At 62.6% G+C, this 26,103-nt stretch carries 26 protein-coding genes; 12 read left to right on the forward strand and 14 right to left on the reverse strand.

The window, feature by feature from the left end; genetic code table 11:
- Position 1: 1 nt before the first annotated feature.
- From BMX59_RS27065 to BMX59_RS27085, 5 genes are all read left to right on the forward strand, one after another.
- Positions 2–460, forward strand: coding sequence for a VOC family protein (locus BMX59_RS27065; RefSeq protein ID WP_071491531.1), 459 nt, complete (start codon positions 2–4; stop codon positions 458–460).
- 10 nt (positions 461–470) lie between these two features.
- Positions 471–1,073 carry an amino acid synthesis family protein gene (locus tag BMX59_RS27070; RefSeq protein WP_071491530.1) on the forward strand — a complete coding sequence of 201 codons (603 nt, stop codon included), beginning with the start codon at positions 471–473 and terminating at the stop codon, positions 1,071–1,073.
- A 62-nt stretch (positions 1,074–1,135) separates the two neighbouring features.
- Positions 1,136–2,743, forward strand: coding sequence for a bifunctional 3-(3-hydroxy-phenyl)propionate/3-hydroxycinnamic acid hydroxylase (locus BMX59_RS27075; RefSeq protein WP_093127892.1), 1,608 nt, complete (start codon positions 1,136–1,138; stop codon positions 2,741–2,743).
- Positions 2,740–3,519 carry a 2-keto-4-pentenoate hydratase gene (locus tag BMX59_RS27080; RefSeq protein ID WP_093127896.1) on the forward strand — a complete coding sequence of 260 codons (780 nt, stop codon included), beginning with the start codon at positions 2,740–2,742 and terminating at the stop codon, positions 3,517–3,519. The genes BMX59_RS27075 and BMX59_RS27080 overlap by 4 nt, the downstream gene beginning before the upstream one ends.
- Positions 3,520–3,593: 74 nt before the next feature.
- Positions 3,594–4,535 carry a helix-turn-helix domain-containing protein gene (locus tag BMX59_RS27085; protein WP_093127901.1) on the forward strand — a complete coding sequence of 314 codons (942 nt, stop codon included), beginning with the start codon at positions 3,594–3,596 and terminating at the stop codon, positions 4,533–4,535.
- An 11-nt stretch (positions 4,536–4,546) separates the two neighbouring features.
- On the opposite strand, the gene BMX59_RS27090 is transcribed toward BMX59_RS27085, so the two are convergent.
- Entirely contained in the window at positions 4,547–5,362 is an 816-nt protein-coding gene (locus BMX59_RS27090) for a helix-turn-helix domain-containing protein (protein WP_071491526.1), read from the reverse strand.
- A gap of 187 nt (positions 5,363–5,549) precedes the next feature.
- Here BMX59_RS27090 and BMX59_RS27095 point away from each other — a divergent pair, with 187 nt between their 5' ends.
- The 4 genes from BMX59_RS27095 to BMX59_RS27110 are packed head-to-tail and all read left to right on the forward strand — an operon-like array spanning position 5,550 to position 9,343.
- On the forward strand, positions 5,550–6,689 hold the full coding sequence (locus BMX59_RS27095) for an ornithine cyclodeaminase family protein (RefSeq protein WP_092246154.1): 1,140 nt from the start codon (positions 5,550–5,552) through the stop codon (positions 6,687–6,689).
- Between the two features lie 34 nt (positions 6,690–6,723).
- Entirely contained in the window at positions 6,724–7,146 is a 423-nt protein-coding gene (locus BMX59_RS27100) for a RidA family protein (protein ID WP_092246152.1), read from the forward strand.
- Positions 7,147–7,189: 43 nt separating this feature from the next.
- A complete protein-coding gene (locus BMX59_RS27105; RefSeq protein ID WP_092246149.1) occupies positions 7,190–8,482 on the forward strand; it encodes an NAD(P)/FAD-dependent oxidoreductase in 1,293 nt (430 codons plus the stop codon).
- Positions 8,483–8,494: 12 nt separating this feature from the next.
- The gene (locus BMX59_RS27110; protein ID WP_093127910.1) at positions 8,495–9,343 is read left to right on the forward strand and encodes an alpha/beta fold hydrolase; all 849 of its coding nucleotides are present in this window, start codon (positions 8,495–8,497) and stop codon (positions 9,341–9,343) included.
- 68 nt (positions 9,344–9,411) lie between these two features.
- Here BMX59_RS27110 and BMX59_RS27115 read toward each other — a convergent pair whose 3' ends face one another.
- Positions 9,412–10,188 (reverse strand): hypothetical protein, encoded by a 777-nt coding sequence (locus BMX59_RS27115; RefSeq protein ID WP_175486719.1) that lies wholly within the window; start codon positions 10,186–10,188, stop codon positions 9,412–9,414.
- Positions 10,189–10,328: 140 nt separating this feature from the next.
- On the opposite strand from BMX59_RS27115, the gene BMX59_RS27120 reads away from it, so the two are divergent.
- The gene (locus BMX59_RS27120; protein ID WP_093127919.1) at positions 10,329–11,000 is read left to right on the forward strand and encodes a TetR/AcrR family transcriptional regulator; all 672 of its coding nucleotides are present in this window, start codon (positions 10,329–10,331) and stop codon (positions 10,998–11,000) included.
- Here BMX59_RS27120 and BMX59_RS27125 read toward each other — a convergent pair.
- The 9 genes from BMX59_RS27125 to BMX59_RS27170 form a co-directional block, all read right to left on the reverse strand.
- A complete protein-coding gene (locus BMX59_RS27125) occupies positions 10,997–13,033 on the reverse strand; it encodes an NADH:flavin oxidoreductase (RefSeq protein ID WP_093127923.1) in 2,037 nt (678 codons plus the stop codon). The genes BMX59_RS27120 and BMX59_RS27125 overlap by 4 nt on opposite strands.
- Before the next feature lie 216 nt (positions 13,034–13,249).
- Positions 13,250–13,552 carry a hypothetical protein gene (locus tag BMX59_RS27130; protein WP_092246136.1) on the reverse strand — a complete coding sequence of 101 codons (303 nt, stop codon included), beginning with the start codon at positions 13,550–13,552 and terminating at the stop codon, positions 13,250–13,252.
- 221 nt (positions 13,553–13,773) lie between these two features.
- Positions 13,774–14,835 carry an ATP-binding protein gene (locus BMX59_RS27140; protein ID WP_093127930.1) on the reverse strand — a complete coding sequence of 354 codons (1,062 nt, stop codon included), beginning with the start codon at positions 14,833–14,835 and terminating at the stop codon, positions 13,774–13,776.
- Positions 14,832–15,581: a response regulator gene (locus tag BMX59_RS27145; RefSeq protein WP_093127933.1), complete on the reverse strand. Its 750-nt coding sequence runs from the start codon at positions 15,579–15,581 to the stop codon at positions 14,832–14,834. Before BMX59_RS27145 ends, BMX59_RS27140 begins: the two co-directional genes overlap by 4 nt.
- A 63-nt stretch (positions 15,582–15,644) precedes the next feature.
- Positions 15,645–16,430 (reverse strand): flagellar basal-body rod protein FlgG, encoded by a 786-nt coding sequence (gene flgG / locus BMX59_RS27150; RefSeq protein ID WP_093127937.1) that lies wholly within the window; start codon positions 16,428–16,430, stop codon positions 15,645–15,647.
- A 126-nt stretch (positions 16,431–16,556) separates the two neighbouring features.
- Positions 16,557–17,660, reverse strand: coding sequence for a serine hydrolase domain-containing protein (locus BMX59_RS27155; RefSeq protein ID WP_093127942.1), 1,104 nt, complete (start codon positions 17,658–17,660; stop codon positions 16,557–16,559).
- A gap of 110 nt (positions 17,661–17,770) precedes the next feature.
- Complete coding sequence (locus tag BMX59_RS27160) at positions 17,771–18,214, reverse strand: GNAT family N-acetyltransferase (protein WP_093127945.1); 444 nt, start codon at positions 18,212–18,214, stop codon at positions 17,771–17,773.
- Between the two features lie 4 nt (positions 18,215–18,218).
- Positions 18,219–18,593, reverse strand: a complete 375-nt coding sequence (locus tag BMX59_RS27165; protein WP_058427066.1) for a BrnA antitoxin family protein — start codon at positions 18,591–18,593, stop codon at positions 18,219–18,221.
- A 3-nt stretch (positions 18,594–18,596) separates the two neighbouring features.
- A complete protein-coding gene (locus tag BMX59_RS27170; protein WP_058427065.1) occupies positions 18,597–18,878 on the reverse strand; it encodes a BrnT family toxin in 282 nt (93 codons plus the stop codon).
- Between the two features lie 347 nt (positions 18,879–19,225).
- On the opposite strand from BMX59_RS27170, the gene gabP reads away from it, so the two are divergent.
- The gene (gene gabP, locus BMX59_RS27175) at positions 19,226–20,635 is read left to right on the forward strand and encodes a GABA permease (RefSeq protein ID WP_093127948.1); all 1,410 of its coding nucleotides are present in this window, start codon (positions 19,226–19,228) and stop codon (positions 20,633–20,635) included.
- The gene (locus tag BMX59_RS27180) at positions 20,632–21,708 is read left to right on the forward strand and encodes a choline metabolism transcriptional regulator GbdR (protein WP_092246113.1); all 1,077 of its coding nucleotides are present in this window, start codon (positions 20,632–20,634) and stop codon (positions 21,706–21,708) included. The genes gabP and BMX59_RS27180 overlap by 4 nt, the downstream gene beginning before the upstream one ends.
- Before the next feature lie 2 nt (positions 21,709–21,710).
- Here the strand turns inward: BMX59_RS27180 and BMX59_RS27185 are convergent, their stop codons facing one another.
- The 3 genes from BMX59_RS27185 to BMX59_RS27195 are packed head-to-tail and all read right to left on the reverse strand — an operon-like array spanning position 21,711 to position 25,745.
- Positions 21,711–23,054 carry a c-type cytochrome gene (locus BMX59_RS27185; protein ID WP_093127952.1) on the reverse strand — a complete coding sequence of 448 codons (1,344 nt, stop codon included), beginning with the start codon at positions 23,052–23,054 and terminating at the stop codon, positions 21,711–21,713.
- A 16-nt stretch (positions 23,055–23,070) separates the two neighbouring features.
- Entirely contained in the window at positions 23,071–25,290 is a 2,220-nt protein-coding gene (locus BMX59_RS27190; protein WP_093127955.1) for a xanthine dehydrogenase family protein molybdopterin-binding subunit, read from the reverse strand.
- On the reverse strand, positions 25,290–25,745 hold the full coding sequence (locus tag BMX59_RS27195; RefSeq protein WP_058427060.1) for a (2Fe-2S)-binding protein: 456 nt from the start codon (positions 25,743–25,745) through the stop codon (positions 25,290–25,292). Before BMX59_RS27195 ends, BMX59_RS27190 begins: the two co-directional genes overlap by 1 nt.
- Positions 25,746–26,103: the final 358 nt, after the last annotated feature.

Consider the following 26,103-nt stretch of genomic DNA (forward strand, 5'->3'; position numbering starts at 1 on the left):
CATGAAAGTCGAGATCCTGCGTACTCACTTATCGCTCTGGGTCAGTGACCCGGACGTGTCGGCGCGCTGGTACGCCGACATCCTGGGCATGCACGAAAGTGCCCGGGGCGAGAGCTGGGTCATGATGGCGTTTGGCGGCAAGCACCACGACATCGCCTTGATCCGCGCCGACCCTGGCGCCCATCAGGGTGGGCTGGGGTTGCAACACTACGGCCTGGAAATCGACGGAGACATGACCACCCTGCGCCAGCTCTACGGCATGTTGCTGGGCAAGGGTGTCGAGGTGGTCAAGATCACCGACCACGAAATCGGCCATGGCGTGTACTTCAACGACCCCGACGGCAACCGCATGGAATTCTTCCTCGAGACCGAGCATGACGATGCGCGCGGCAAGGCCCGGTTCAAGGCCGCTGGCGCACCGAGCCGACATTTCAACCTGGACCCACTGGACCCACTTTGAGGCAACCCCGATGAAAACCGCGAATTTTGCTAGCTATCACATCCGCAAATGGTACAGCTTTGTCGAAGAAACCCTGGCCAACGAAACCGGCCAACTGGCCGATGGCGAGCCACTGTTCAAATATGCGATTGCCGCCGTGATCGCCAACCCTTATGCCGGTCGCTACAGCGAGTCGCTCGCCGAACTGGTCGACCCTTCGCCGCTGCTGGGCGAAGAGTTTGGCCGGCGCATCCAGGCACTGGCCGGTGCCCGTGAGATTGTCAGCTATGGCAAGGCGATCCTGGTGGGCAGCGAGGGCGAGTACGAGCACGGTAACGCATTCCTGACCAACCCGGCAGCCGACCCGATCCGCGTCGCGCTGGGCGGCGGCAAATCCTGGGTACCGTCCACCGGCAAGCGTGGCGGGCCGGGGTCGACCATCGACGTACCGCTGGCGCACAAGGATGCCCTGTACGTCCGTTCCCACTACGACAGCATATCGCTGATGTTTGGCGACGGGCCTGCGCCCGACGAGGTCGTGATCATCTGGGCCTTCGCTACGCGTGGACGCTTGCATGCGCGCCTGGGCGGCCTGCAGGCTAAAGACGTCAAAGGCCTGGATGGGCTGCACTGACAGCAGGCGTGCGCCTTGAGCTGTACCGGATTACAACCACAACAAGAAAGCGGTGATGAGCGATGAAGCAGGAGAAGACCCAAGTTGTCATTGTCGGCGGCGGTCCCAATGGGATCACGGCCGCACACTATATGGGGATGTACGGTGTCGACTGCGTCGTCCTTGAACTGGCTGATTGCATCCTGCCTTACCCGCGTGCGGTGGGCATGGACGATGAAGCGCTGCGGGTGTTGCAGGGCATCGGCGTTGCCGAACTGGCCGCGCGGGACATGATCTGCGACGTGCCGTTGCGCTATTACAACGCACGTGGCGTGTGTTTCGCCGAGGTCAAGCCGAGCACCGCCCACTACGGCTGGCCGATGCGCAACATCTTCATGCAGCAGTTGCTCGAAGGCACGCTGCGCGAAACCCTCGGCCGGCATGCCGGCGTCGAGTTGCGCCAAGGCCACGAAATGCTCGAATTGGAGCAGGACGGCGAGGGCGTGACCTTGCAGGTGCGCGATGCCCGGGGCGAGGTCTATGAATTGCGCGCCGATTATGTGATCGGTGCCGACGGCGGCCGCTCCACCGTGCGTAAAAAACTCGGGGTCGAGTTGCTGGGGCTGACCCATGCGCGCAAGTGGGTGGTGGTCGACACCGCCAATGACACGCTGGACGCGCCTTACACTGCCTTGCATGCCGACCCGCAGCGACCGTTCGTGTGCATCTATTTGCCTTACCAGCAGCGGCGTTGGGAGTTCATGCTGATGGAGGGCGAGGACGAGGCGAAGATGTGCGACGAAAGCACCATCCGCGACCTGATCCGTGGGCATATCGGCGATGCGGTCGACCAGTTGGACATCATCCGTATCCGCGCCTACACCCACCATTCACGGGTCGCGGCGCGCTTTGTCCAGGGCCGCGTGGCGCTGGTGGGCGATGCGGCGCACATCTCGCCGCCCTGGGCCGGGCAAGGGCTCAACTCCGGACTGCGCGACGTGGCCAACGTGGCCTGGAAACTCGCGGCGATCATCCAGGGGCGTGCCGCCCATGGGATTCTCGTGAGCTACGACCAAGAGCGTCGCGGGCACGCCACCGAGCTGGTGGCGCTGGCCGACAACATGGGCGCGGTATTGGGCTTGACCAACCCCTTGATGGCCGGCGTGCGCGACTGGTTGTTCCAGGCAGTGAACAGCGTCGACAACCTGCGCTCGCACCTGTTGGAGTTCAAGTTCAAACCCAAGGCCACCATCACCAAGGGCCTGGTCTATCACGAACGTGCCGAACTGCGTGAGGACGACCTGGTCGGCCAGCTGTTTGTGCAGCCCTATATCGAAGACGCCAAGGGTCAGCGTCGGCGCCTGGATGACGTGTTGGGGCATTCCTATGCGGTGTTGGGTTACCGGGTCAACCCGCGCGAGCAACTCAGTGACGAGATGGCGACATTCTGGGCGCGCTGGGACACACGCTTCATCCAGGTCAATCGTTCGCGCAGCGGCCTGGGCCGTCACCAGCCGTTGACGGCGATGGACGCCATCAGCGTGGAAGACGTGGATAACCGCCTGGGCGAGTGGTTCTCCAAGGTGCGCGATTGCATCGTAGTGGTGCGGCCGGACCGTTTTGTCGCCGCGATCACCACGCCCGAGCGACTGGATGGGGTACTGCGCAAACTGGCGGAGCAACTGTCATGAGCCACAACAACGAACTGCTCAACCGCTTGCACCAGGCCACCCTGACCCGGCAGGCCCTGCCGCCGCTGCCCGCCGAGACGCTGGATCCGTATTCCGGTTACGCGCTGCAACGCCTGGGGCTGGACGCCCGCCTGGCGGCCGGCGAGCGCCTGAGCGGGTGGAAGATCGCCTTCGCCGGCAGCGCCGCGCAACAGCGTTTTGGCCTCGATCAGCCGGTGTACGGCGCGTTGACCGAGAACATGAGCGTCAAGCCGGGCACGACGGTGGCCCTGTCACGGTTGATCCAGCCCAAGCTGGAGATTGAAGTGGCGGTGGTCATCGGGCGCACCCTGGCGCCCGGTGACTACAGCGACGAGGACATCCTGGCGGCCATCCGTGACGTCGCGCCTGCCTTCGAAATCGCCGACTGCCGCTGGCAAGCCTGGACCTTTGGCGCCGGCGCGTTCCTGGCCGACAACGCCGCGGCGGGGCTTTATTGCATCGGGCCACGGACGCCGTTTGATCCAGCCCTGCACCTCAATGCAACCTACCGCCTGGAGTGCGCCGGTGCGCTGTACGGCGACGGCAATACCCTGGAGCGCGAAGACACACCGCTGGCCAACCTGTGCTGGCTGATCCGGCGCCTGCTGGCCGACGGTCAACCGGTGGAGGCGGGACAGGTCGTGCTGTCCGGGGCGTTGCTGGCGCCCATGAGCATCCAGCCGACCACCTATCGCCTGCAGATGTTTGGCACGGAACTGGCTTTGGTTTTCACCGCTGACACCGTGCCGGTGTAAACCCACGTGCGGTCAAGGATGACAGCGTCCCTTTCAGGTCGATGAAGACACCAGGCCACCGAGGAACGACAACCATGCTCGCTGAAGCGCGAACCTTCAATGACCCTCAACAACACGCCGGGTCTATCCACGGCTGGCGCCAAGTGTATGACCAGCTTGGCCGTGGTTGCCTGACGAGTGAGCTGCGGCAATTGTCCGCCGATCGCTTCCAGGTGTTCCAGGAGGTGTTGGACAAACGCGTGGTCCAGCGCGGTTACGCCCCGAAAGGGCGGCTGTGCGCAGCCATGTCGCTGGGCCCCACGCCGGTGGTGCAAGGCCAACAGGTGGGCACCCACAGCGTGGTGCTGTTGCGCGATGGCGAGGAGTTTGTGTTGCATGCGCCCGAGGGCACGCACTTTTTTGCGTTCAATATCGACGCGGTGCGCTTCGCCAAACTGGCGGCCTTCGAATTGTCCAACGAGCAGCTCAAGCGGCTGAAGACCACTTCTCAGTTGAGCGTGGACGATGCGTTACTCTTGCGCATTCGCCAGCGTATCCATCCCCTGTTCTGTCACCTGGTGGAACAGTCCGAGGCGGTCAGCCCAGCGGCTGAAAAAATGCTTGAAGACGAATTGCTCAACGCCTTCCTCGATCTGTTCAGCAACGCCACCGATGAGGTGCGTTGCCGGCGTGGCAATGTCACTGTCAGTGCTTACCTGGTCAAGCGTTGCCAGGAGTTGATCGACGCCAGTGGCGACACGCCCCTGAGCATTCTTGATCTGTGCGAACACCTGCGGGTCAGTCGGCGCACCCTGCAGAACAGTTTCCAGGCCGTGACCGGCATGCGCCCGGTCGAATACTTGCGCAACCTGCGTCTGAATGCCGTGCGCCGCCGCTTGAACAGCACCTCTGCCTGCTCCCAGAACGTTGGCGAAATTGCCGTGGCGATGGGCTTTTTTCATCTGAGCCATTTTGCCGGGCATTACCGGGAACTGTTTGGCGAGTCACCCTCCGAAACCCTCAGGGCGACCCGCTAGGGCGCCCTTTCTCAGGCGTAGCTGATCCGCTCGGCGTAGGCGTTCTGCAGCATTTTGCGCTGGTAGTCGCAGGGCGTGGTGCTGACCAGTTGCTTGAAGTCGCGCAGGAAGTGCGACTGGTCGGCAAAACCCAGGTCGAGCGCCAACGCCGAGAACGACACGTCCCGGCAGGTATTGAGGGTGTCCAGGGCGGCCTGGCAGCGGATGATCCGGCAAAAGGCCTTGGGCGACATGCCGGTATCCTGGCTGAACTGGCGGTGCAGCGTGCGGCTGGTGTAGCCGCTGAGGTCTTCAAGCTGGTGGATGCGAATAGACCCGCGATGTCGCATGGCTTGTTGAATGACCAGGGCGGTCAGCGGTGATGCCTTGCCCATCAGGCGGGGTGCAAGATAATCATTGAACAGGCGCATTTGCTCGCTCAACTGCGGCGCCTGCACGATGTTGTCGAAGATGCGCCGGGCAAACGTCGAAACCTCCAGCAAGTCGAGCTCCCGCTCGGTCAATTCTTCCGCCAGCACATTGATGAAACCGGGAATGACGCCGGGTGAAAAACGCACGCCGAAGTAATGGTGGTTCGGGTTCAATTCGACCGCCTTGGCGGCGAGCGGCGTCCCGCAGATCTTGGCGCTCGGACGCACGGCATCACAGTCGAAGACGATGTCCACGCACCCATCCGGAACGGCCAGTACCTGAGTCGATTGAGCCGCATCGAACGCATAGAAGTGCGAGATCGCCGGGTGGTCGGAGGGCATGACCGAATACCGTGACGAATTGAGAACGAACCAGGGTTGTTCGTTTGCCGTGTGGTGCCGTGGAGTCGAGATCATAGGTGCACTGTCGAGAGGCTCAGAGGCGCGATTTTTCACGCAGGATTCGCGCCAACTCTGGCGGTAACACAAGGCCTGGCGTGTCCGAAAACTACAATACGACCCGGCCCCGTGCCCTCGATACTCGACCTCGACAGCGTGGCGCTGCGCCTACCGCAGCGGTATCACCTTCGACCCGAGAATAACTATGTCTACGACTACAAAAATCGACTTTATCTACCTCTCCGAGCCGGACATGATCCGCGCGGGCGTGACCGACATGCTGGCGTGCGTGAATACCATGGAAGAGATGTTCAGCCTGCTGTACGCCGGCGACTACCGCATGGCCGGGCCGAACAATGATTCCCATGGTGCGATGGTGATTTTCCCCAAGGATTCGCCGTTCCCGAACATGCCCAAGCCCACGGCCGACCGGCGCATGATGGCCATGCCGGCCTACCTGGGCGGCAGCTTCTGCACCGCTGGCGTGAAGTGGTACGGCTCCAATATCGCCAACCGCGAAAAGGGTCTGCCGCGCTCGATCCTGATGTTCACCCTGAATGATCCCGACACCGGTGCGCCGTTGGCACACATGTCGGCCAACCTGCTGTCGGCGTATCGCACCGGGGCCATTCCCGGTGTGGGCGCACGCCACCTGGCGCGCAAGGACTCGAAAGTCGTGGGCCTGCTGGGGCCGGGCGTGATGGGCAAGACCACCTTGGCGGCGTTCATCGCGGTCTGCCCGCACATCGATACGCTGAAAATCAAAGGCCGTGGCCAGAAGAGCCTGACCGATTTTATTGCGTGGGTTGAAGCGACCTATCCGCAAATCACCACGATAAAGGTGGTGGACACCCTGGAAGAGGTGGTCCGCGATTCGGACCTTGTTACTTATTGTAGCTCCGGCGAAACGGGCGACCCCTCGAACTACCCAATTGTGCGGCGTGAATGGGTCAAGCCGGGCGCATTTCTGGCGATGCCGGCGGCCTGCTCGCTCGATGAAGGCATGGAGCAGGCGGACGTGCGCAAGGTGCTGGATAACACCGGTCTTTACCAGGCCTGGTTTGAAGAGTTGCCCAAGCCTGCGCATCACTGCGTGCCGGTGATTGGCGTGCGCTTCATGGACATGATTGCCGAAGGCACCTTGCGCCTGGAAGACGTCGAGGACATCGGCAAGATCATCGCCGGCGCCGCCCCTGGCCGCAGGACCGATGAGGAAATCATCATCATGTCGGTCGGCGGCATGCCCGTGGAAGACGTGGCCTGGGGCACGGTGGTGTACCGCAATGCGATCAGGCGAGGCATCGGCGTCAGCCTGAACCTGTGGGAAACCCCGGTACTGCGTTAAGTCACTCAACCCCTATTCTGACGAGGCATTCGACATGACAAACATCATCAAGCTCAAGACCGGCTCGCCGTTCGAAGACCAGGCCAGCTATTCGCGCCTGGTGGTCGTCGACAACTGGATCTACGTGTCCAACACCGCAGGTCGCAACCCACAGACCAAACTGATCCCGGAAGACGTCCTGGAGCAGGCCCACCAGGTCTTCGCCAACATCGAAACCGCCCTGGCGGCGGTGGATGCAAGCCTGGCCGATGTGGTGTGTTCGCGGGTGTTCATCCAGGACCCCAAGGACGTGCCGGCGGTGATGGGCCTGATCGGCGAGAAGTTTCGCGGCGTCGACCCGGCCAGCACCGTCACGTGCCCGCCACTGGGGTCGACGGTCTACAAGGTGGAGCTGGAAGTGACGGCCTATCGCAACGCCTCCAAGGCGCAGGTCGAAGTCATTCGTCTGTCGCAGTGACCGCCAGCGGTTGCTCCTATTTGCCCATCAGCGAGTCTTGATCATGGCACCGACTATTGCGCCTGTGAACACATCCGCCGCGTTTCCTGCCGCCACCAGCGTTGTCATCATTGGTGGCGGAATTATTGGCTTGACGGCGGCATTGACCCTGGCCGAACGCAACATCGCGGTGGTGGTGCTGGAAAAAGGCCGCATCGCCGCCGAGCAGTCGTCGCGCAACCTGGGCTGGGTACGCAAGACCAGCCGCCACGCCGCCGATATTCCCCTGGCCCTCGCGGCCGACCGGTTATGGGCCAAGATGCCCGAGCGGGTTGGCGCGGATGTCGGCTATCGCCAGGAAGGCATTATGTTTGTCGGCCGCACCCCGGCGCAGATGGCGATGCATGAAGGCTGGCTCAAGTCCGTGGAGCATCTGTCCCTGGATTCACGGCTGCTCAGCAAGCGTGAGATCGATGGGTTGGTGCCCGGCGGCGTGGGCGATTGGGCGGGTGGCATCTTTACGCCGTCTGACGCCCGCGCCGAACCGACCCTGGCCAGCAGCGCCATCGCCAAGGCGGCCATGGCGCTGGGCGTGGTGATTGTCGAGCAGTGTGCGGTGCGTACGTTGCAAATGTCTGCCGGGGCCGTGAGTGGCGTGGTCACCGAGCGAGGTGAAATCCGCTGCGACCACGTATTGCTGGCGGGTGGCATGTGGTCGCGGCGCTTCCTGGGTAACCTGGGGGTGTCGTTGCCGACCCTGCCGTTGACCTGCTCGGTACTGCGCACCCACCCCATGGAAGGGCCGACGCAGATTGCCGTCGGCGCGCCGGACTTTTCGTTCCGCAAGCACAAGGACGGCGGTTTCATCGTCACCCAGCGCGGCAAGCTGGACGCCTTCCTGACCCTTGATCACCTGTTGCTCGCCAAGCAGTACATGCCGCAGTTCCGGGCGCAGCGCCATGTGCTCGATGTATCGCTGGGCAAGCCGTTCCTGCACGATCTGAAGCTTGCACGGCGTTGGCACTCCAGCAGTGTGAGCCCGTTCGAGCGCGTCCGGGTGCAGGACCCTCCGGCCAACCCACGGCTGAACGGCGATGCGATGAACAACCTCATCGCCGCCTGGCCGGTGTTCGAGCAGGCGCGCATCGCCCAGGCCTGGGCCGGTACGATTGATGTCACGCCGGATTCGAACCCGGTGATCGGGCCGGTTGCGCAGATCCCCGGGCTGACCGTGGCCACGGGTTTCTCCGGGCATGGCTTTGGTACGTCCCCTGCAGCGGGTCATCTCGCGGCAGACCTGGTCAGCGGGCATACACCGATCATCGACCCAAGCCCTTATCGCTTCGATCGTTTCTAGAGGAACACACCGATGCTTGCTGACAGTTGTTTCTTCACCAACCGTTGCGGCCTGCGCCTGCATTTTTTGCACTGGGGCAAGCCGGGTGGCCTGCCGCTGGTGCTGCTGCATGGCTTGCGCGCTTATGCGCAAACCTGGGATTCGCTGGTGCAGTCCCTGGGCGCAGGCTATTGCATCTATGCCCTGGACCAACGCGGGCGGGGCCTGAGTGATTGGGCCGCGCCCGACACCTACCACACGCAGTCCTATGTCGAAGACCTCGCTGACTTCGTCGCCCATGTGGGCTTGCAGCGGTTTGTCTTGCTGGGGCATTCATTGGGCGGCGCCAACGCCCTTGAATATGCGCGGCAGCACCCTGGTCGGCTGATGGGGCTGATGATTGAAGACATCGGCCCTGGTTCTTCAAGCCAGGGCGATGGCGCTGCGCGCATCCGTCGCGAGATGAGCCAGACACCGTTGCAGTTCGAGAACTGGGAGCTGGCCCGTGCGTTCTGGCAGGCGTCACGCCCCGGTCTGTCGGAGCAGGGCCTGAACTCCAGGCTGGCGCATTCGATGAAAGAAAACGACGCAGGGATCACCTGGCGCCATGATCAGCAGGGGATTGCCCAGGCGCGCCTGAGCATCGAGCCGACGGATTTGTGGCCGGCGGTGCGTGCATTGGATTGCCCGACCCTGTTTATTCGCGGCGGCCGCTCGGACTTCCTGCCGGCAGCAACATTGGAAGCAATGACCGCGAGCAACCCGCATATTCGGACCGTGGAGGTGGCCGACGCGAGTCACTATGTGCATGACGACCAGGGCGAGGTGTTCAACGCATTGGTTTGGGCATTCCTCAGGGAACTTGCGCCTGAGTGTTCCTAGGGAACTCGTTGGCCGCGTTGATCTTCAAGGCTGCTTGCTGCCGAATGCCCGGGGCCTGGCCTGCTACCTCAGGCTGCCGGCCTCACCCGGAAGGCCAGGAACACCGGGCCGCCTGGAAACGTGCTGAGCTCCAGCTCATCCAGGGGGCTCAGCGTGCGTGTACGGCTTCCCGCATTACTGTAGAGCGTGTGGTCGCCCGATGCGACGATGTTGATCTTGCCTGCCGCCGCCTGGATCAACGTGGCCCTGAACCCTTCCGTCACATCATCACCCAGCGTCAGGGTCACGTCCGTGTTGCTCAGGACCAGAATCGACTTGCCTGAATCCGCCATGCTCAGGGCCCTGCTGCCGGTGATCGAGATATTGGTGTGTACATGGCCCCCGGCGTGATAACTGACCATCCTGGGGTCGGCGAAGACACGGGCGAAGGCCCCGACGTAGTTGACGCTGGCACGCATGTCATCGAACTGTTCCACGACGTAGGTGCCGATGCTGCCGGTATTCGCTGTGTCGGCGTCCATTGCCCATTTGCGTCCTACCATCAGCCCTATCTGGGTATTGGCGCCTACGCCCGCACGCACCTCTTCGAGAAACAGCGTGCCGATCTGGCCACCCCCATTCCCCTGGACGTAGGTCAGCCGTGCAATGGAGTGGCTGTCACCGGCGGGGCTGCCCCGGGAGGTATCGACCCGATAGTCGACACAATCCGCCGAGACGATGGTGTTCGTCGTGTTGGCGTCAGGCGCCCAGGTGAAATCCAGTGCTCGACCGGTCTTAGCCTGCTCGAATGAGGTGGTCGGCTGTGCGGTGGTGGTAGAACCTGCCTGCTTCAAATCTTCATTCATGATGCTCATCCTCAACTACGTTGCTGTATGTATGTACAGTAGTCTGGATTTTTTCTTTGTGCGGTTTTACCGACGAACTGCACGCAGGGAAGGGGGCGTGTAAAGTGACCGGCATTTCCCAGGCAAAGGTGACCCCCCCGATGGCTCAATCGGCAAAACCGAGAGGCAAGAACCAGGACACGGGCTGGCGAGGCTCGGTCGATGTGTGGCTGGACGCCGCCTACGCGGCGTTGAAAGAGTCCGGCATCGACGCCGTGCGCGTGATGCCGCTGGCCAAGCAGCTGGGCTTGTCGCGTACCAGTTTCTATTGGTTTTTCGAGGACCGCGAGCAACTGCTCGCCGCCTTGCTGGCCCGCTGGCGCGACAAGAACACCGGCAACCTGGTGTTCCAGTGCGAGCGTTACGCCGAAAGCATTTCCGAGGCGATTCTCAACGTCTTTGAATGCTGGCTGAACCCGGAGCTGTTCGACTCGCAGTTCGAATTTGCCGTGCGCAGTTGGGCCATGCAGTCGGCAGAAGTCAGCGCGGAAATCGCCCTGGCCGATGACACCCGTATCAACGCCCTGACCGGCATGTTCCGGCGCTTTGGCTACGATGAGGAGGCTGCCGATGTGCGCGCGCGGACCATCTACCTGACGCAGATCGGCTACATCTCGATGAACACCAGCGAGGACGTGGTGGTGCGCTTCCGGCGCATTCCTCAGTACGTCAGCGTGTTCACCGGCAAGGCCTTGAAGCGGCGCGAACTGGACCGCTTCTTTGGGGCGTTTGGCTACGCCGAGACCGCACCGGGGGTGTTCGAGCCGCTTTAGAGATCCTTGACCAACCGCAGCGCGTCGTAGATCGCCGCATGGGTGTTGCGTGCGGCCACCGCATCGCCGATGCGGAACAGTTGGAAGCGGCCCTCGGGGTTGGTCACCAGGTGCTGCGCGTTGCCGGCGATCAAGTCGTGCTGCTCGACCGCGCCGCCGTTGCTGGAATGCCCCCGCAGGTCGAAGTACAGGTCATCCAGGGGCAGGGTGCCGTGGTTGACCACCACCTGGTCCACCACCCGCTGCTTGTGCACCGCGCCGTAGTCACTGCCGAAAGTGACCAGCAGCCGACCGTCGCGTTTCTCCACCGTTTCGACCCGATAGGTCACGGTAAAGGTCACGTCCAGGTCCTGCAGGCTGCGCATGTAGGGCACCAGGTTCATGGCCATGACTTCCGGCGCGAACGAGCGGTCCGGCGTGACGATTTCCACGCTGGCACCACTCTGCGCAATCACCTCGGCCGCTTGCAGGGCGGCGTGGTCACCGGCGTCGTCGAAGATCAGCACATGGCGCCCCGGCTTGACGTCGCCGGAAATGATGTCCCAGGTCGACACCACCAACTCATTGCCCTGGGCCAGCACCTCGGTATGCGGCAGGCCGCCGGTCGCCACGATCACCACATCCGGCTCCAGCGCCAGCACGGCCTCGGCCTCGGCCCAGGTGTTGAAGTGGAACTTGACACCCAGGCGTTCGCACTGGCTCATGCGCCAGTCGATGATGCCGATCATTTCGCGGCGCCGCTCGCTCAGGGCGGTCAGGCGGATCTGCCCACCGGGCCGGTCCGCCGCTTCCAGCACCGTTACATCATGCCCGCGCTCACCGGCGACCCGCGCCGCTTCCAGCCCGGCAGGTCCCGTGCCGACAATCAGCACTTTGCGCGGCACCGCTGCCTTGGGAATGTCATGGGGCATGCTGGTTTCGCGACCGGTGGCGGGGTTTTGGATGCAGTACGCCGCACCGCCCTGGTAGATGCGGTCCAGGCAGTAATTGGCGCCGACGCAGGGCCGAATGTCTTCTTCACGCCGCTCGATGATCTTGCGCACGATATGCGGGTCGGTCATGTGGGCGCGGGTCATGCCGACCATGTCCACCTTGCCTGATGTGATGGCGTAGCGCGCCGTGGCGACATCGGGGATTTTTGCCGCATGGAAGGTGGGGAACCCGGTAGACGCACGGATCTCACCGGCAAACTCCAGGTGCGGCGAGTTGCGCATGCCCTGGATCGGGATCACATCGGTGAGGCCCGCATCCGTATCGATATGCCCGCGCACCACGTTGAGGAAGTCCACCAGGCCGCTGTCCTTGAGCAGGTGCGACACCTGCAAACCTTCGCTGGCATTGAACCCGCCCGGCAGCGCCTCGTCGCCGGTGTAGCGCACGCCCAGCAGGAAGTCTTCACCGACCCGCTGGCGAATGCCGCGCAGGACATCGAAGGTAAAGCGCATGCGGTTTTCCAGCGGGCCGCCGTACGGGCCATCCAACGCGTTGGTGAGCGGCGACCAGAATTGGTCCATCAAATGCCCGTAGGCTTGCAGCTCCAGGCCATCCAGCCCGGCGGCCTGCATGCGCTCGGCCGCGTCGACGTAGTCTTTGATGATTCGCTCGATGTCCCAGTCTTCCAGCTTCTTCGGGAAGGAGCGGTGCGAGGCCTCGCGCCGGTGCGAAGGCGACACCACCGGCAGCCAGTCGGCCTTGTCCCAGCGTGTGCGACGGCCCAGGTGCGTCAACTGGATCATCACCGCCGCGCCATGTTCGTGGCACTCGTCGGTCAAATCCTTCAGCCAGCCGACCACTTCATCCTTGTACGCCAGCACATTGTTGAACACCGGCGGGCTGTCCCGCGACACCGCGGCGGAGCCTGCGGTCATGGTCAAGGCCACGCCAGCCTTGGCGCGTTCGACGTGGTAGGCGCGGTACAGCGCCTGCGGCATGCCGTCCACCGGGTAGGCCGGTTCGTGGGCCGTGGTCATGATCCGATTGCGCAGGGTCAGGTGCTTGATCTTATAGGGCTGCAGCAGGGGATCGCTGGACATCAGAGTGTGCTCCGTCGTGGGCATCATCAGGCTTGGCGATTTGAAATTAGGATAAATGTACATATACGTCAACAAATCTCGACATGCATGTACATTTTAATTTCGACCTGCTGATGTTCTCCAAATGATGCAGGCGCGCGGGAGCACGGTGGACAACACGCGGTTTGAGGGAATGTTCAGGCTGTGTGCTGAGTGGACGTGCTGTGGTGAGCAGGCTCAGCAGCAGCGACCACGGGCTGTATTCAATAAATCGCGCACGGCATCGGTGCGCAACAGCAGGGTCATCTGCGCCTCGTCGATCACGATTTCCGCGATGATCAACGCACAGATCAGCGGCGCGGTCACGAACCAATGGCACCAGCATTGAGTCGCCAGCGACACGGCTACGCCGATGATCCATAGCGCCAATACCCATTTGGGCGCGCGCTGTTGCAACGGCACCCAGTAACGCTGCAGCCGTTTCAGCCGGGCAGTGTGCAGTTTCAACGACTCTTCAAGGGGTGATAAGGACGAATTCATTTCTCACGCTCGCTGAGCTATCCGGGCGCGGCTGGGAAAGGGGTTGCCCAGCCACGACAAGTTGATGCATTCAACTTCGATCCAGTGCCCGTTTCCGGGCAGTGCTGCACAGCTTTTGAATGCAACGCACGTACCCTCGGCGTCCAATAAGACAAAGCATCGATAGCGCCGGGTTGTTCTGAACATCATGGAAAAGATGCGCATGGTGGGGCCTGGGTTACTTAAAGATTCCAACTGAGTTCAAACAGCGTTCCGCCGTTTTCCATTTTCCGGCACGTCACCGCACCGCCGTGGGCGAGGGCAATCGCGCGCACCACCGCCAGGCCCAGGCCGCTGCCGCCCTGGGCGCGGGAACGTGAGTTTTCGCCGCGCTGGAAGGCATCGAACAGGTGCGTGGCCAGGTCCTCATCGATGCCGGGGCCGTCGTCGCGTACCCTCAGGTAATGCATGCCATCGCGGGTGCTCAGGTGCACGTTGACGTTGCCGGGCGTGGCGTGCCGACGCACGTTGTCGAGCAGGGCCAGCAGGGCCTGGCGTATCCGGGCGGGGTCGCAGCGCAGGGTCCGGCGTTGCAGGTCCAGTTGCAGGGTAAAACCGGCGGCGACCAGGCTCGGTTCGAACAGCCGCACATCCTCTTCAATGCCGGCGGCCAGGTCGGCGTCCTGCACATTGAGTTCGAGGTAGCCGCTGTCGCCCAGGCCGACTACCCGCAGGTCCTCGATCATCCGCGCCAGCCCTTCGACCTGACCGAGCAGGCTGTAGAACTGCGCCGTGTCCGGTTCGAATACACCCTCGGCCAAGCCTTGCAGGCGGCCGCGCAGGATGGTCAGCGGCGTGCGCAGTTCATGGGCAATCGCCGCATTCCAGAATGCCTGCTCCTGTGCCATGCGCTTCAAGCGCTGGGCCATGCTGTTGAAATCATCCACCAGGATCGCCGCTTCGCCGATGGACTGGTCAGCGGCGACGGCTTGCACATCGAGGTCGCCATCCGCCAGTTTGCGCAGGTTCTCGGCCACCGAGTTCAGCGGCATCAGGATCCGCCGCGACAGCCGCGTGGCCACGAAGGCACCCACCGCCAGGCTGGCGCAGGTGGTCAAGGCCATCCACGCCCACTCGACATTGGCCGGCAGCCAGGCATCGGCCTGCTCGTCCGAGAGCGGCCAATAGGTCCATAACAGCGCATAAAACACGTAGGAGCCGATCACGGCCAGGGCGATCACGCAGAGCACCACCGCCGACATGGCGGCAATGATCTGGCGGCTCAAGCCATTGAGCTTCTTCACACGCCACTCCCGAACCGGTAGCCCACGCCGCGAATGCTCGCCGGCACGCCTTGCAGCCCCAGGTCTTCGATCTTGCGGCGCAACTTGCTGATATGGCTGTCGACCGTGCGTTCCAGGCTGTCGCTTTCCGGTGAGCACAGCGCCAGCAATTCGGCGCGGCTGAACACGCGTTTCGGAGCCCGGGCCAATTGCGCGAGCAGTTTGAATTCGGTGACGGTCAGCAGCAGCGGCAGGACCTTGCCCTCGATATTCACCGTGACCTGATGGCTTTCGATGTCGATTTCAAAACCTTCGACCCGCAACACATTGGCGCCGGCGGCATATTTGTAGGCGATGGAGCGTCGCAGCACGGCCTGGGTACGCGCCACCACCTCGGCCGGGTTGAACGGCTTGACGATATAGTCGTCGGCACCGATGCGCAGGCCCATCAGCTTGTCCATGTCCTGGTCCTGGGCGGTCAGCATGATCACCGGCGTATTGCCGCGATGACGCACCTCGGCCAGGACTTTCCAGCCATCGACCTGGGGCATCAGTACATCCAGCAGCATCAGGTCGGGCTTGAGGGCCTGGTGCAATTCCAGGGCGCGCCGGCCGTCGAGGGCGTGGGCGGTACGAAAGCCGCTGCGCTTGAGATAGGCAATCAGGATGTCGGCGATCTCGGGCTCGTCTTCGGCGATCAGGATCAGCGCCTGGGTGTCTCGGACGCTGTTCGGAAGGGGCGAGGATGCAACGGGAAAATCGTTCATAGTCTGCTCGGTGAATAAGCCTTGTCGTGTTTGCCGCTCCCTGGCCACGCTTGCAAGTGTTGATCATAGCTTCTGGGTGAGGGCGCCCAACATCTGGTTGGCGGTGGAAATCACTTTGGAGTTCATTTCATAGGCCCGTTGCGTGGTGATCATGTTGACCATCTCTTCAACGGTGCTCACGTTGGAGGTCTCCAGGGACCGTTGCAGGGTGGTGCCAAACCCGTTGAGCCCCGGCGTGCCGACCTGGGGCGCGCCGCTGGAGGCGGTTTCCAGGAACAGGTTGTTGCCGATTGCCTGCAAGCCGGCGGGGTTGATGAAGTCGGCGGTTTGCAGGTTGCCGATCACTTGCGCAGCGGGGTTGCCGGCCACGGTGATCGACACCGTGCCATCCTGGCCCACGGTAAAGGTCTTGGCGTTATCCGGCACCACGATGGCCGGTTCCAGTGCAAAGCCGCTGGCCGTCACCACCTGGCCATTGGCATTCAGGTGAAAGGTGCCGTCGCGGGTATAGCCGGTAGTGCCGTCCGGCTGCAACACCTGGAAAAAACCGCGCCCGTTCACCGCCAGGTCCAGCGGTTGCCCGGTGGTTTGCAGGCTGCCGGCGCTGAAGTTTTTCTGGGTGCCGACGATCTGTACGCCGGTGCCCAGTTGCAACCCCGACGGCAGCGCACTGTCCTGTGTCGACTGCGCGCCCGGCTGGCGCTTGATCTGGTAGAGCAAGTCCTGGAACTCGGCGCGATCACGTTTGAAACCGGTGGTCGAGACGTTCGCCAGGTTGTTGGAAATTGTCGTCAGCTGCGTGTCCTGCGCCGACAAGCCGGTTTTTACGACGTACAGGGCTGGAATCATGCCGTTCTCCGTGTGAACCCGGTCGACCGGGCACTCTGATGAAAGCCATTGTGCGCAACGAACGTGCGCATTCAGGGGAGGTTTTGTGGAGGAATGATGGAGAGCGGCATTTTTTGTTGGCCCTGATCACTTCAATCCGGGTTCGATCAGGCCGGCTACGCCACGTCCGATGACTTCCGGGTAGCTGTGTTCGGCATCCAGGTTGGTCAGCACCACCACCGTCAACCGGTCGTCGAGGTAGCGCGAGATGGACGAGGTAAAGCCTTGCCAGGAGCCGCCGTGCTCGATCACGGGGTGGCCGTTGACTGTGCGGATTTCCCAGCCGAACCCGTAGCCTTGCGCCCGTTGTTTGCCGGCGTAGGGGTAGGGCGTCCACATCCGTTGCAGCGAGGCTTGTGTCAGCAGGGTTTCATCGTAGAGGGCGCGGTCCCAGCGCTCCAGGTCGCGGACGCTGAAATAGAGCGTGCCGTCGGCCGTGGCATTGAAGGTTGGCGACACCCATTCCTGGTTCCTCAGCTCACCGTCGACCCTTTCGTAGCCCGACGCCCGGTTGGGCACAATCGCGAGGTCCGAGATGACCCGTGTCGAGCGCATGCCCAGCGGTGTGAAGATACGCTGCTGGAGAAACTCGCCATAAGGTATCCCGCTGACACGCTGGATCAGGATGCCGAGCAGCACGAAATTGGTGTTTTCGTAGGCCCAGTTCTGCCCGGCCTTGAAGTCCAGCGGCAGCTTGGCAATCGCCTTGGCCAGCTGCGCTTCGGTGAAGTCGCGGCGTATATCCAATGGGCCACCAGGCTTTTGCAGCGCTGGCGTGTCGTAGGCCGACAAGCCGGACGTGTGGGACAACAGATGGGCGACCGTGATCGGCGCCCAACTTGCCGGCGCCTCGGGGAAGTACTGGCGGATGCTGTCGTCCAGGCCGACCTTGCCTTGCTCCACCAGCATCATGACGGCCGTTGCGGTAAAGGATTTACCCACCGAGCCGGACTGCAACACGCTGTCGGCGCTCATGGGCACGTTGAGTTCCACATTCGCCAGGCCATAGCCCTTGGCGAGCACGGCCTGGCCGTTTCGGAAGATACCGAGGGCCAGGCCCGGCAACTGCTGACGGGTTATTTCTGCGTTGACATAGCGGTCGATGGCCGAGCGTTGTTCGTCCGTGAGCGGGGTGGCTATAGCCAGGGGCGCGGACATCAGCAGGACACTCGCCGCAAGGGTTCGGAACATGGGCACCTCTGAAGCGTTTTTGCGGTTTCAGGAGGTGCCAGTGTGCGCGAGGGGGGTGGATGTTTGCGGGAGGTTCGATGGAGGCGGCGTGGAGCTGATGAGGCCAGCACTCACAGGGGGTGGATGAATTTCACATACACCCGCTCAGGGTCGTGATCGTCAAGGTTTTCGATGTGCCCGCTCGGCACGAACCCGGCCTTTGCAAACAGCGCCTGGGCGGCGGTGTTCGACGCATTGGTTGAAGTAAACAGCTTGGGCGTCTTGCACGCTGCTTGTGCCGCCGTCAGCAACCGCAGCGCAACACCTTGGTGCTGATAAACCGGCGACACAACCACCAGTGCCACGAAGCCATGATCGAAAAAATCATGGGTCAGCACCAGGTATCCCACACACCGGCCAGCGCTATCGACGGCGACGAGGCAGTGTTGGCGAACCACCGCATCATGGATGAATACGCGGCGGTGGGTATGGGCCGTGGCGTAAGCATCCAGTTCGATCAGGGCGTGCACGTCGTCGGGCGTGGCCTGGCGGATGTTTATCGAGCGTGTAGGCAAGTGATTACCTCAGCGGAGTGGGTTTAGCCTTTGGTTTGGTCGGTTTTGGTGTGACTAATACTCGATTCAACTCTCCGGCGAGCGCGATCAGCTGCTGTTCCAGCGCTTCGACTTCGCAAAGGCTGATTCCCTCCTTGATGACTTGCAGGGTTTTGGCTTTTCTCGTCAGTGCGGATCCGAGGTTATGCGCGTCTTGGGAAACCAACACTTGGCGCAGTAGGTTGTTGATCACGGTTTGATAACCGGTACCTGCATTTTCCGCTCGCTCGCGGGCGGCTGCAATCACCGCATCATCCAGCATGATAGTGATTCGGGTTTTGCCTTTGTTGCTGGCGACTGCACCGCGCTTGCCGGAGCTGAAGTCGTATTCGTCTTTCATGGTTCAAGCCTCCAAGTACTGGCGCCGTTCATTTTTGGATGCGCGCCTGGCACTGATAATCCGTACAAAATTTGGATCGCGGTAGGTGTAGGCCACTACCAATACGCGTCCCTTTGCGTCCGTACCCATGATTATCCAACGCTCTTCGTCGTGATCATTGTCTTGTATGGTTAGAGCGGTCTCGTCGTAAAACACCGGTTCTGCATCGGCAAGGCTCACGCCCTTGTGCTTTTGCTGATTAGTGATGCTTTTTGCTTTGTCGTATTGAATCCTGAAAGTTCTCATTATGCATATTTTATATGTATATAAAAGCAATTGGACAAAGCGACAGTCAGGGCATTGGTTCAGCGTCTGCGGGTCCCGATTCGGGTACGCACATCCCTACCTATCAGTGAGGGATCGATTTTGAGGAGGGTGCCCGCGTATGTCCGTGCGTAACCGGTGATCCGTTAAGTAGTCAGATTCCGATTCCATAGCCAGATAAGGTCTTATGTCGATATCAGACCAACCCCCGCCGTTTTCAGGCTATTTTCGCGCCAGTCAGCCCGCGTAAGGTGACCCATCATTCAAAAATGACGATCGCCTGACCCTCCAGTCAGTCCTCACGCCGGTCACCGAGAACAACAAAAACAATGAATAGCCTCAATTCCAACGACTCGAACGGCCAGTTGGCGCAAGGCTTCAAGCCGCGCCATGTCACCATGCTTTCCATTGCGGGGATTATCGGCGCGGGGTTGTTTGTCGGGTCCGGGCATGCGATTGCGGCGGCGGGGCCGGCGGTGCTGCTGGCCTATCTGTTTTCCGGCCTGCTGGTGGTGCTGGTCATGCGCATGCTGGGGGAGATGGCGGTGGCCAACCCGGACACCGGCTCATTCTCGACCTACGCCGACCAAGCCATCGGCCGCTGGGCCGGCTTTACCATCGGCTGGCTGTACTGGTGGTTCTGGGTGCTGGTGATCCCCATCGAGGCCCTGGCCGCCGGGCATATCCTCAACCAGTGGTTCCCGCAGATCGACGCTTGGCTGTTTGCCTTGTTGTCGATCTTTTTGTTGGTGGTCACCAACCTGTTCAGCGTGTCCAAGTACGGCGAGTTCGAGTTCTGGTTCGCCATGGCCAAGGTGATCGCGATCATCGGTTTTATCGGCGTGGGCTTTGCGGTGCTGATGGGCTGGGTGCCGGAACGCGAGGCCAGTGGGCTTGGCCAGTTGATGCAGGACCATGGCGGGTTTGCGCCCAACGGGCTGTCGGCGGTGGTCGGCGCCTTTATCACCATCATGTTCAGTTTTATCGGCACGGAGGCCGTCACCATTGCGGCGGCCGAGTCCAGCAACCCGGTGCAGAACATCGCCCGGGCCACGCGCTCGGTGATGTGGCGCATCGGGGTGTTCTACCTGCTGTCAATCTTCGTGGTGATCTCCGTGGTGCCATGGGATGACCCGTTGCTGGCCTCGGTCGGCTCTTATCAGCGTGCACTGGAATTGATGAACATTCCCCACGCCAAGCTGTTGGTGGATGGGGTGGTACTGATCGCCGTGGCCAGTTGCATGAACTCTTCGATCTACATTGCCTCGCGCATGCTGTTTTCCCTCGGCAAGCGTGGAGATGCACCCGCACTGATGAAAAAGACCTCGGCGGCGAGTGTGCCGAGGGCGGCGGTGATCGCCAGCACCATCCTGGGCGCGGGCGTGACCCTGCTCAGCTACTTCATGCCGGCCGGGCTGTTCCAGTTCCTGCTGGCCAGTTCGGGGGCCATCGCCTTGCTGGTGTACCTGGTGATCGCGGTTTCGCAGTTGCGCATGCGCAAGACCCTGCGCCAGCGCAAGGTCACGCTGAGCTTCCAGATGTGGCTGTTTCCGTGGCTGACCTGGCTGGTCATCGCGTTCATCTGCGCGGCCTTGACGGTGATGCTGGTCACGCCCGAACACCGTTTCGAAGTCTCTTCGACCCTCGTCCTGGCCCTGATGATTTCCTTGATCGGCTTGCTCACCGCCCGGCACCCGGAACCCACGCAAAAACCGGTGGCCGCAGTTTCGCAATCATGAGTGGCCGCCCGGTCGGCAGTATTGTTTTCCTGCTGCTGGACCAGTTCACCCTGATGTCGCTGGCGGCAGCGGTCGAGCCGTTGCGCATGGCCAACCAGTTGTCGGGCCAGGAGCTTTACAAGTGGCACACGGCAAGCCCGGACGGCAACCCGGTGTGGGCCAGTGACGGTGTGCCGATCACGCCCGACGGTTCGATCCTCAGCGTGCCGCCCGCCGACATTGTGATGGTGTGCGGCGGCATCGGCATCCAGGGCACCGTGACCGGCGAACTGGTCAAGTGGCTGCGCAGCCAGGCGCGTTATGCCAAGCGACTGGGTGGGATTTGCACCGGCAGCGTTGTGTTGGCGCGGGCTGGCTTGCTCGACGGGTATGAATGCAGCGTGCATTGGGAATGGTTGGCGGCGATGCAGGAGGCGTTTCCACGGGTGACCGTCAGTTCCAGCCTGTTCACCCTCGACCGCGACCGGCTCACCAGTTCAGGCGGCACGGCGCCCCTGGACATGATGCTGCACCTGATCGGCCGTGAGCACGGGCACGAATTGTCGGCGGCCATCTCGGACATGTTTGTCTACGAGCGCATCCGCAACGAGCAGGACCACCAGCGCGTACCGCTCAAGCACATGCTCGGCACCCAGCAGCCCAAGCTGCAGGAAGTCGTGGCATTGATGGAGGCCAACCTGGAAGAGCCGATCAACCTGGATGAACTGGCGGCGTATGTCGCGCTGTCGCGTCGCCAGCTTGAGCGCATGTTCCAGAAGTACCTGCACTGTTCGCCCTCGCGCTACTACCTGCGGCTGCGGCTGATCCGCGCGCGGCAGTTGCTCAAGCAGACACCCATTTCAATCGTCGAATTGGCCGTGCTCTGCGGCTTTGTGTCCACGCCGCATTTCTCCAAATGCTATCGCGAGTACTTCGGCGTGCCCCCCAGTGACGAGCGTTCCGTCACGGACAGCGAGCGGTCCATCATGCTCAAGCCAGCGTTGCACACATTGCCGGCGCCCGCACCAATGAATGTATTGGAGCAGGCGCGGGGCGAGGCAACATTTGCCAGTGTGAAAAACCTGAAGTCCTGAACTCAGCGCATATGCAAGATGATCGGACTGCTGCTCGCCGGGTCGGTATGCCCGCGCAACTTGCCCACCGCCTCCACATCCACCGCACCGCCGTTGTTACCCCAGGTGCCGCGCACGTAGCTGAGCACCTCGGCGATTTGCTGGTCGGTCAGTTGCTCGCGGAACGCCGGCATGCGATAGGCGTCCGGCACGCCGGCGGCTACCACGCGTTGCGAACCGTTGAGGGTGATGTTGATCGCCGAGGCGCTTTCCTTGGCCAGGGCCGAGGTGGCGCCGGCCAGGGGCGGCATCCATTCGGGCTGGCCCTTGCCGTCGAGGCCATGGCAGGAGGCGCAGCGGGTGGCGTAGGTGTGGGCGCCGGGGGCGTCCGGGTTGGTGGCGGCCGCCTGATACTGCCAGGAAGTGCCGTCGCGCTGCGGGTCACCGGGCAGTGACTTGAGGTAGCGGGCGATGGCGGCCAGGTCGTCGTCCTGCATGAACTGCGTAGAGTTGTTGAACGCTTCGGTCATCGAGCCGTAGACCACCGCATGGGCATTGCGCCCGGTCTTGAGGAACTGCACGATCTGCGCCTCTTCCCAGCGGCCCAGCCCGGTGTTGGGGTCCTGGCGCAGGCTCGGTGCATACCAGCCGTCGAGCAGGGCACCGGCGAGGAACGGCGCACCGGATTCGTCCAGCGCCTTCTCGTTGAAGGCCAGCCCGCGCGGCGTGTGGCAACTGCCGCAGTGGCCGGGGCCTTGGACGATGTAGGCGCCGCGGTTCCACAGCGCATCCTGGTTGGGTTTGGCTGCATAAGTTGCAGTGGGCGCGAACACGCCGTTCCACAGCGCGATGGGCCAGCGCATATTCAGCGGCCAGGGAATATCACTGGGGATATTCGCCTGGTTGGCCGGTTGCACGCCTTGCATGAAGAACGCGTACAGCGCTTTCACGTCATCGTCGCTGAGCTTGACGTAGGACGGGTAGGGCATCGCCGGGTACAGCCGTCGACCACCCGGCGCCACGCCGTGGCGTACCGCACGGTCGAAGTCGGCCAGGCTGTAGCTGCCGATCCCGGTGGTTTTGTCCGGCGTGATGTTGGTGGCATGGATTGCCCCCAACGGCGTGGCCATTTCCAGGCCACCGGCGAACGGCGCCTTGCCCGGCAAACTGTGGCAGGCCACGCAGTCGCTGAGACGCGCGACATATTCGCCGCGGCTGACCAGGGCCGGCTCGAAGGTGGCGGTGGCCGGCGCTTGTGCAAACGGTGTGGCGGGCTCACGGGTGACGTACCAGGCCAGCAGGCCTGCCGCGACCAGGCAGGGCAGCGCCAGCCAGCCTGCGGTTCTTGCGAATCGACGGTTGTTCATGGGCATTTCCTGAAAGTCAGCTGAAGGTGTGTCGGCTCAAGGGCAGGCTGCGAACACGCTGGCCGGTCAATTGCGCCACCGCATTCGCCACGGCCGGTGCCACGGCAGGCAACGGCGGCTCGCCGATACCACCCATCTTTTCGCCACTCTCGACGACCCGCACATGCACCCGCGCCATCTGCGCCGGCGCCAGGATCGGGTACAGGTCGTAGTTGCGCGCCCGTGGCTTGCCGTCCACGTACACCGCTTCTTCCAGCAAGGTCTGTGACAAGCCCAGCGCCACCGCGCCATTCACCTGAGCCTCGACAATCGCCGGGTTGACGATGCTGCCCGGGTCGATGGCCTGCCAGATATCGTGCACCCTGACCTTGCCATTCTCGATGGACACCTCGGCAATCGCCGCCGTGTGGGAACCGAACGGCGAGGCCATGGCCACGCCGCGTGCACGCCGGCTGCCGTCTTCGGCGGTAAAGGGGCCGCGCTTCCAGCCGCCGGACAGTTCAACCGCCGCTTGCAGCAAGGTGGTCAGCCGTGGGTTGTCGCGCAGCAGGTGCAGGCGCAGTTCATAGGGGTCGTGTTTGCCCTTGTCCGCCAGTTCGTCGAGGAACGACTCGTAGAAAAAGTCATTCAGCGAATTACCCACCGAACGCCAGTAACCGAGCATGGGCGCGCCTTTGACGTAGATCTGTGCGATGCGTTTGTTGGGGATGGCGTAGGACTTGCCCGACAATCCTTCCAGTGCCGTAGGGTCGATCTTGTCGCCCTGTTTGCCGGCGAGGGCTTCGGTCGGGCCTTCGGTGGCGCTTACCGCTTCGATGGCCACCGGCAGGCCTTTGTCATCCAGTGCGGCGCGGAACTTGACCACGGCCACCGGGCGCAATACATCGCGCAGGAACTCTTCTTCTCGGCTCCAGATCAGCTTGACCGGACGACCCACCGCCTTGGCGAGCGCGATGGCCTGCGGGTAGGGGTTGGCTGAGTCATACAGGAAATGCCGGCCGAAAAAACCGCCGAGCAACGGTGAATGCAGGTTGATCTGCGCAGGGTCCAGGCCGGTGCGCTTGGCGATATCGGCGCGGAACATGTCCGGCGCCTGGTTGGGCAGCCAGATATCCAGGGTGCCATCCGGGTTGAAGCGGGCCAGGGCGGAGGGCGGCTCCAACTGGCCGTGGTTGAGGTACTGGTTGTGATACGTCGCTTCGACCTGGGTCTTGGCGCCTTTCAGCGCGGCGGCCACGTCGCCTTCGTTTTCGTCATCACGGGCCGGGCCCTGCTGGGCGGCGAGGAACTCGAAATGCTTGTCGCTGGAGAAGTCCGCCGGCATCACGCGCAGCGTCGAGCCGGCCGCCGCTTCCTGCCAGTCGACCTGGACCGCTTCCACCGCACGCTTGGCGTGCCACCAGCGTTCAGCCACCACCGCCACCGCGCCCGGCAGCACGTGTACCGAATGCACGCCCTTCATGCCTTCGACCTGCGCCTGGTTGCGCAGGCTGCCCACAGTCATGCCCAGACGTGGCGCATGCTGGACGGCGGCGTGGAGCATGGTGTCGACTTTCAGGTCGATGCTGTAGAGCGCCTTGCCGGTGGATTTGTCGTAGGCGTCCAGGCGCTTGACCGGCTTGCCGATCCAGCGGAACTGGCTCGGGTCGCGCAGGGTAATGCTGGCAGGATCGGGCACTGGCATGTCGAGGGCGCTGCTGGCCAGTTCGCCATACCCCAGCGAACGGCCGGATGCCGCGTGCACGACTCGGCCAGGTTGGGTGGTCAGTTCGCCCACCGGCACGCCCAATTGTTTGGCGCCGGCCTGCAGCAACATGGCGCGGCCGAGGGCACCGAGACGGCGCATGGTCGGGTAGCTCATGCGCACCGACATGCTGCCGCCGGTGATGCGCATACCGTTTTCCATCACCACATAGGCTTCGCCAGGCGGGGCGGCCTCGACGATGAAGGTGGCGGGGTCGGCATCCAGCTCTTCGCCGACGATCTGCGCCATGGCGGTATGGGTGCCTTGCCCGCCTTCCATGAACGGGCTGAGCAGGCGCACCGTGCCGTCCGGGCGAATCTCCAGAAACGCCGGCACCTGGGTGCCGCGTTCAGCGGTAGTGGCGGCTTGTACCCGGCCCGAGCCCAATGGCAGGCCGAAACCGATGACCAGCGCACCTACGGCGGTACTCGCCAGAAAGCGGCGGCGTGACAGGTTGACCGGTGCGTCGAGCAGTTCGTCGAGGATGTTCATCACGCGCCCTCCTGCTTGGCCAGGGCGTCGACGGCCGCATGGATGGCGTTGTAGGTGCCGCAGCGGCACAGGTTGACCATGGCGGCGTCGATCTGCGCCTTGCTCGGCGCGGGGGTGTGCTTGAGCAGCGCAGTGGCCGCCATCACCTGCCCGGACTGGCAGTAGCCGCATTGCGCCACCTGTTGCTCGACCCAGGTCGCGACCACACGCTTGCCGACCTCGTCGTCTTCAATCGCCTCGATGGTGGTGATTTCACGCCCGACCACCCCGGCCACCGGCGTGACGCAGGAGCGCACCACATTGCCGTCCACCAGCACCGAACAGGCGCCGCACTGGGCCAGGCCGCAGCCGTACTTGGTGCCGGTCAGGCCCAGGTCATCGCGGATCACCCACAGCAATGGCGTGTCCGCGTCGGCATCGACCTGATAGGCCTTTTGGTTGATTCGTAATTCCATGGCTCACCTGCTGATCATCGGTAGGTGCGGCCTGTTTTAGATGTGAACGCAGTGGCCGCTTATTGTCGAACTCTAGACCAGCGCGCAAGGGCTATCTATCCGTTAATCGATAAGTCGGAGGATCAGGCAAGTATTCAAGAGAAATGAGCCAATCTGGTGTTATCGAAGCGGCGATTGACCCAGGTCAATACAAGCTCGAATCGGGGGCCACGAATGGGCATGGCGAGCGTAGAGCGGTGTGTAGCGGTGATATCATGGCGCCACTATTCTGGCGCGGTGCGTCATTGCGATCCATGGAAATGAGGCTTTAGGCAAATGCTCAAGAATGCACCACTGCGTCTGAAACTGTTGTTGATCC

The organism is Pseudomonas sp. NFR09 (genome assembly GCF_900111535.1).
In the GTDB taxonomy this organism is placed as follows: Bacteria; Pseudomonadota; Gammaproteobacteria; order Pseudomonadales; family Pseudomonadaceae; genus Aquipseudomonas; species Aquipseudomonas extremorientalis.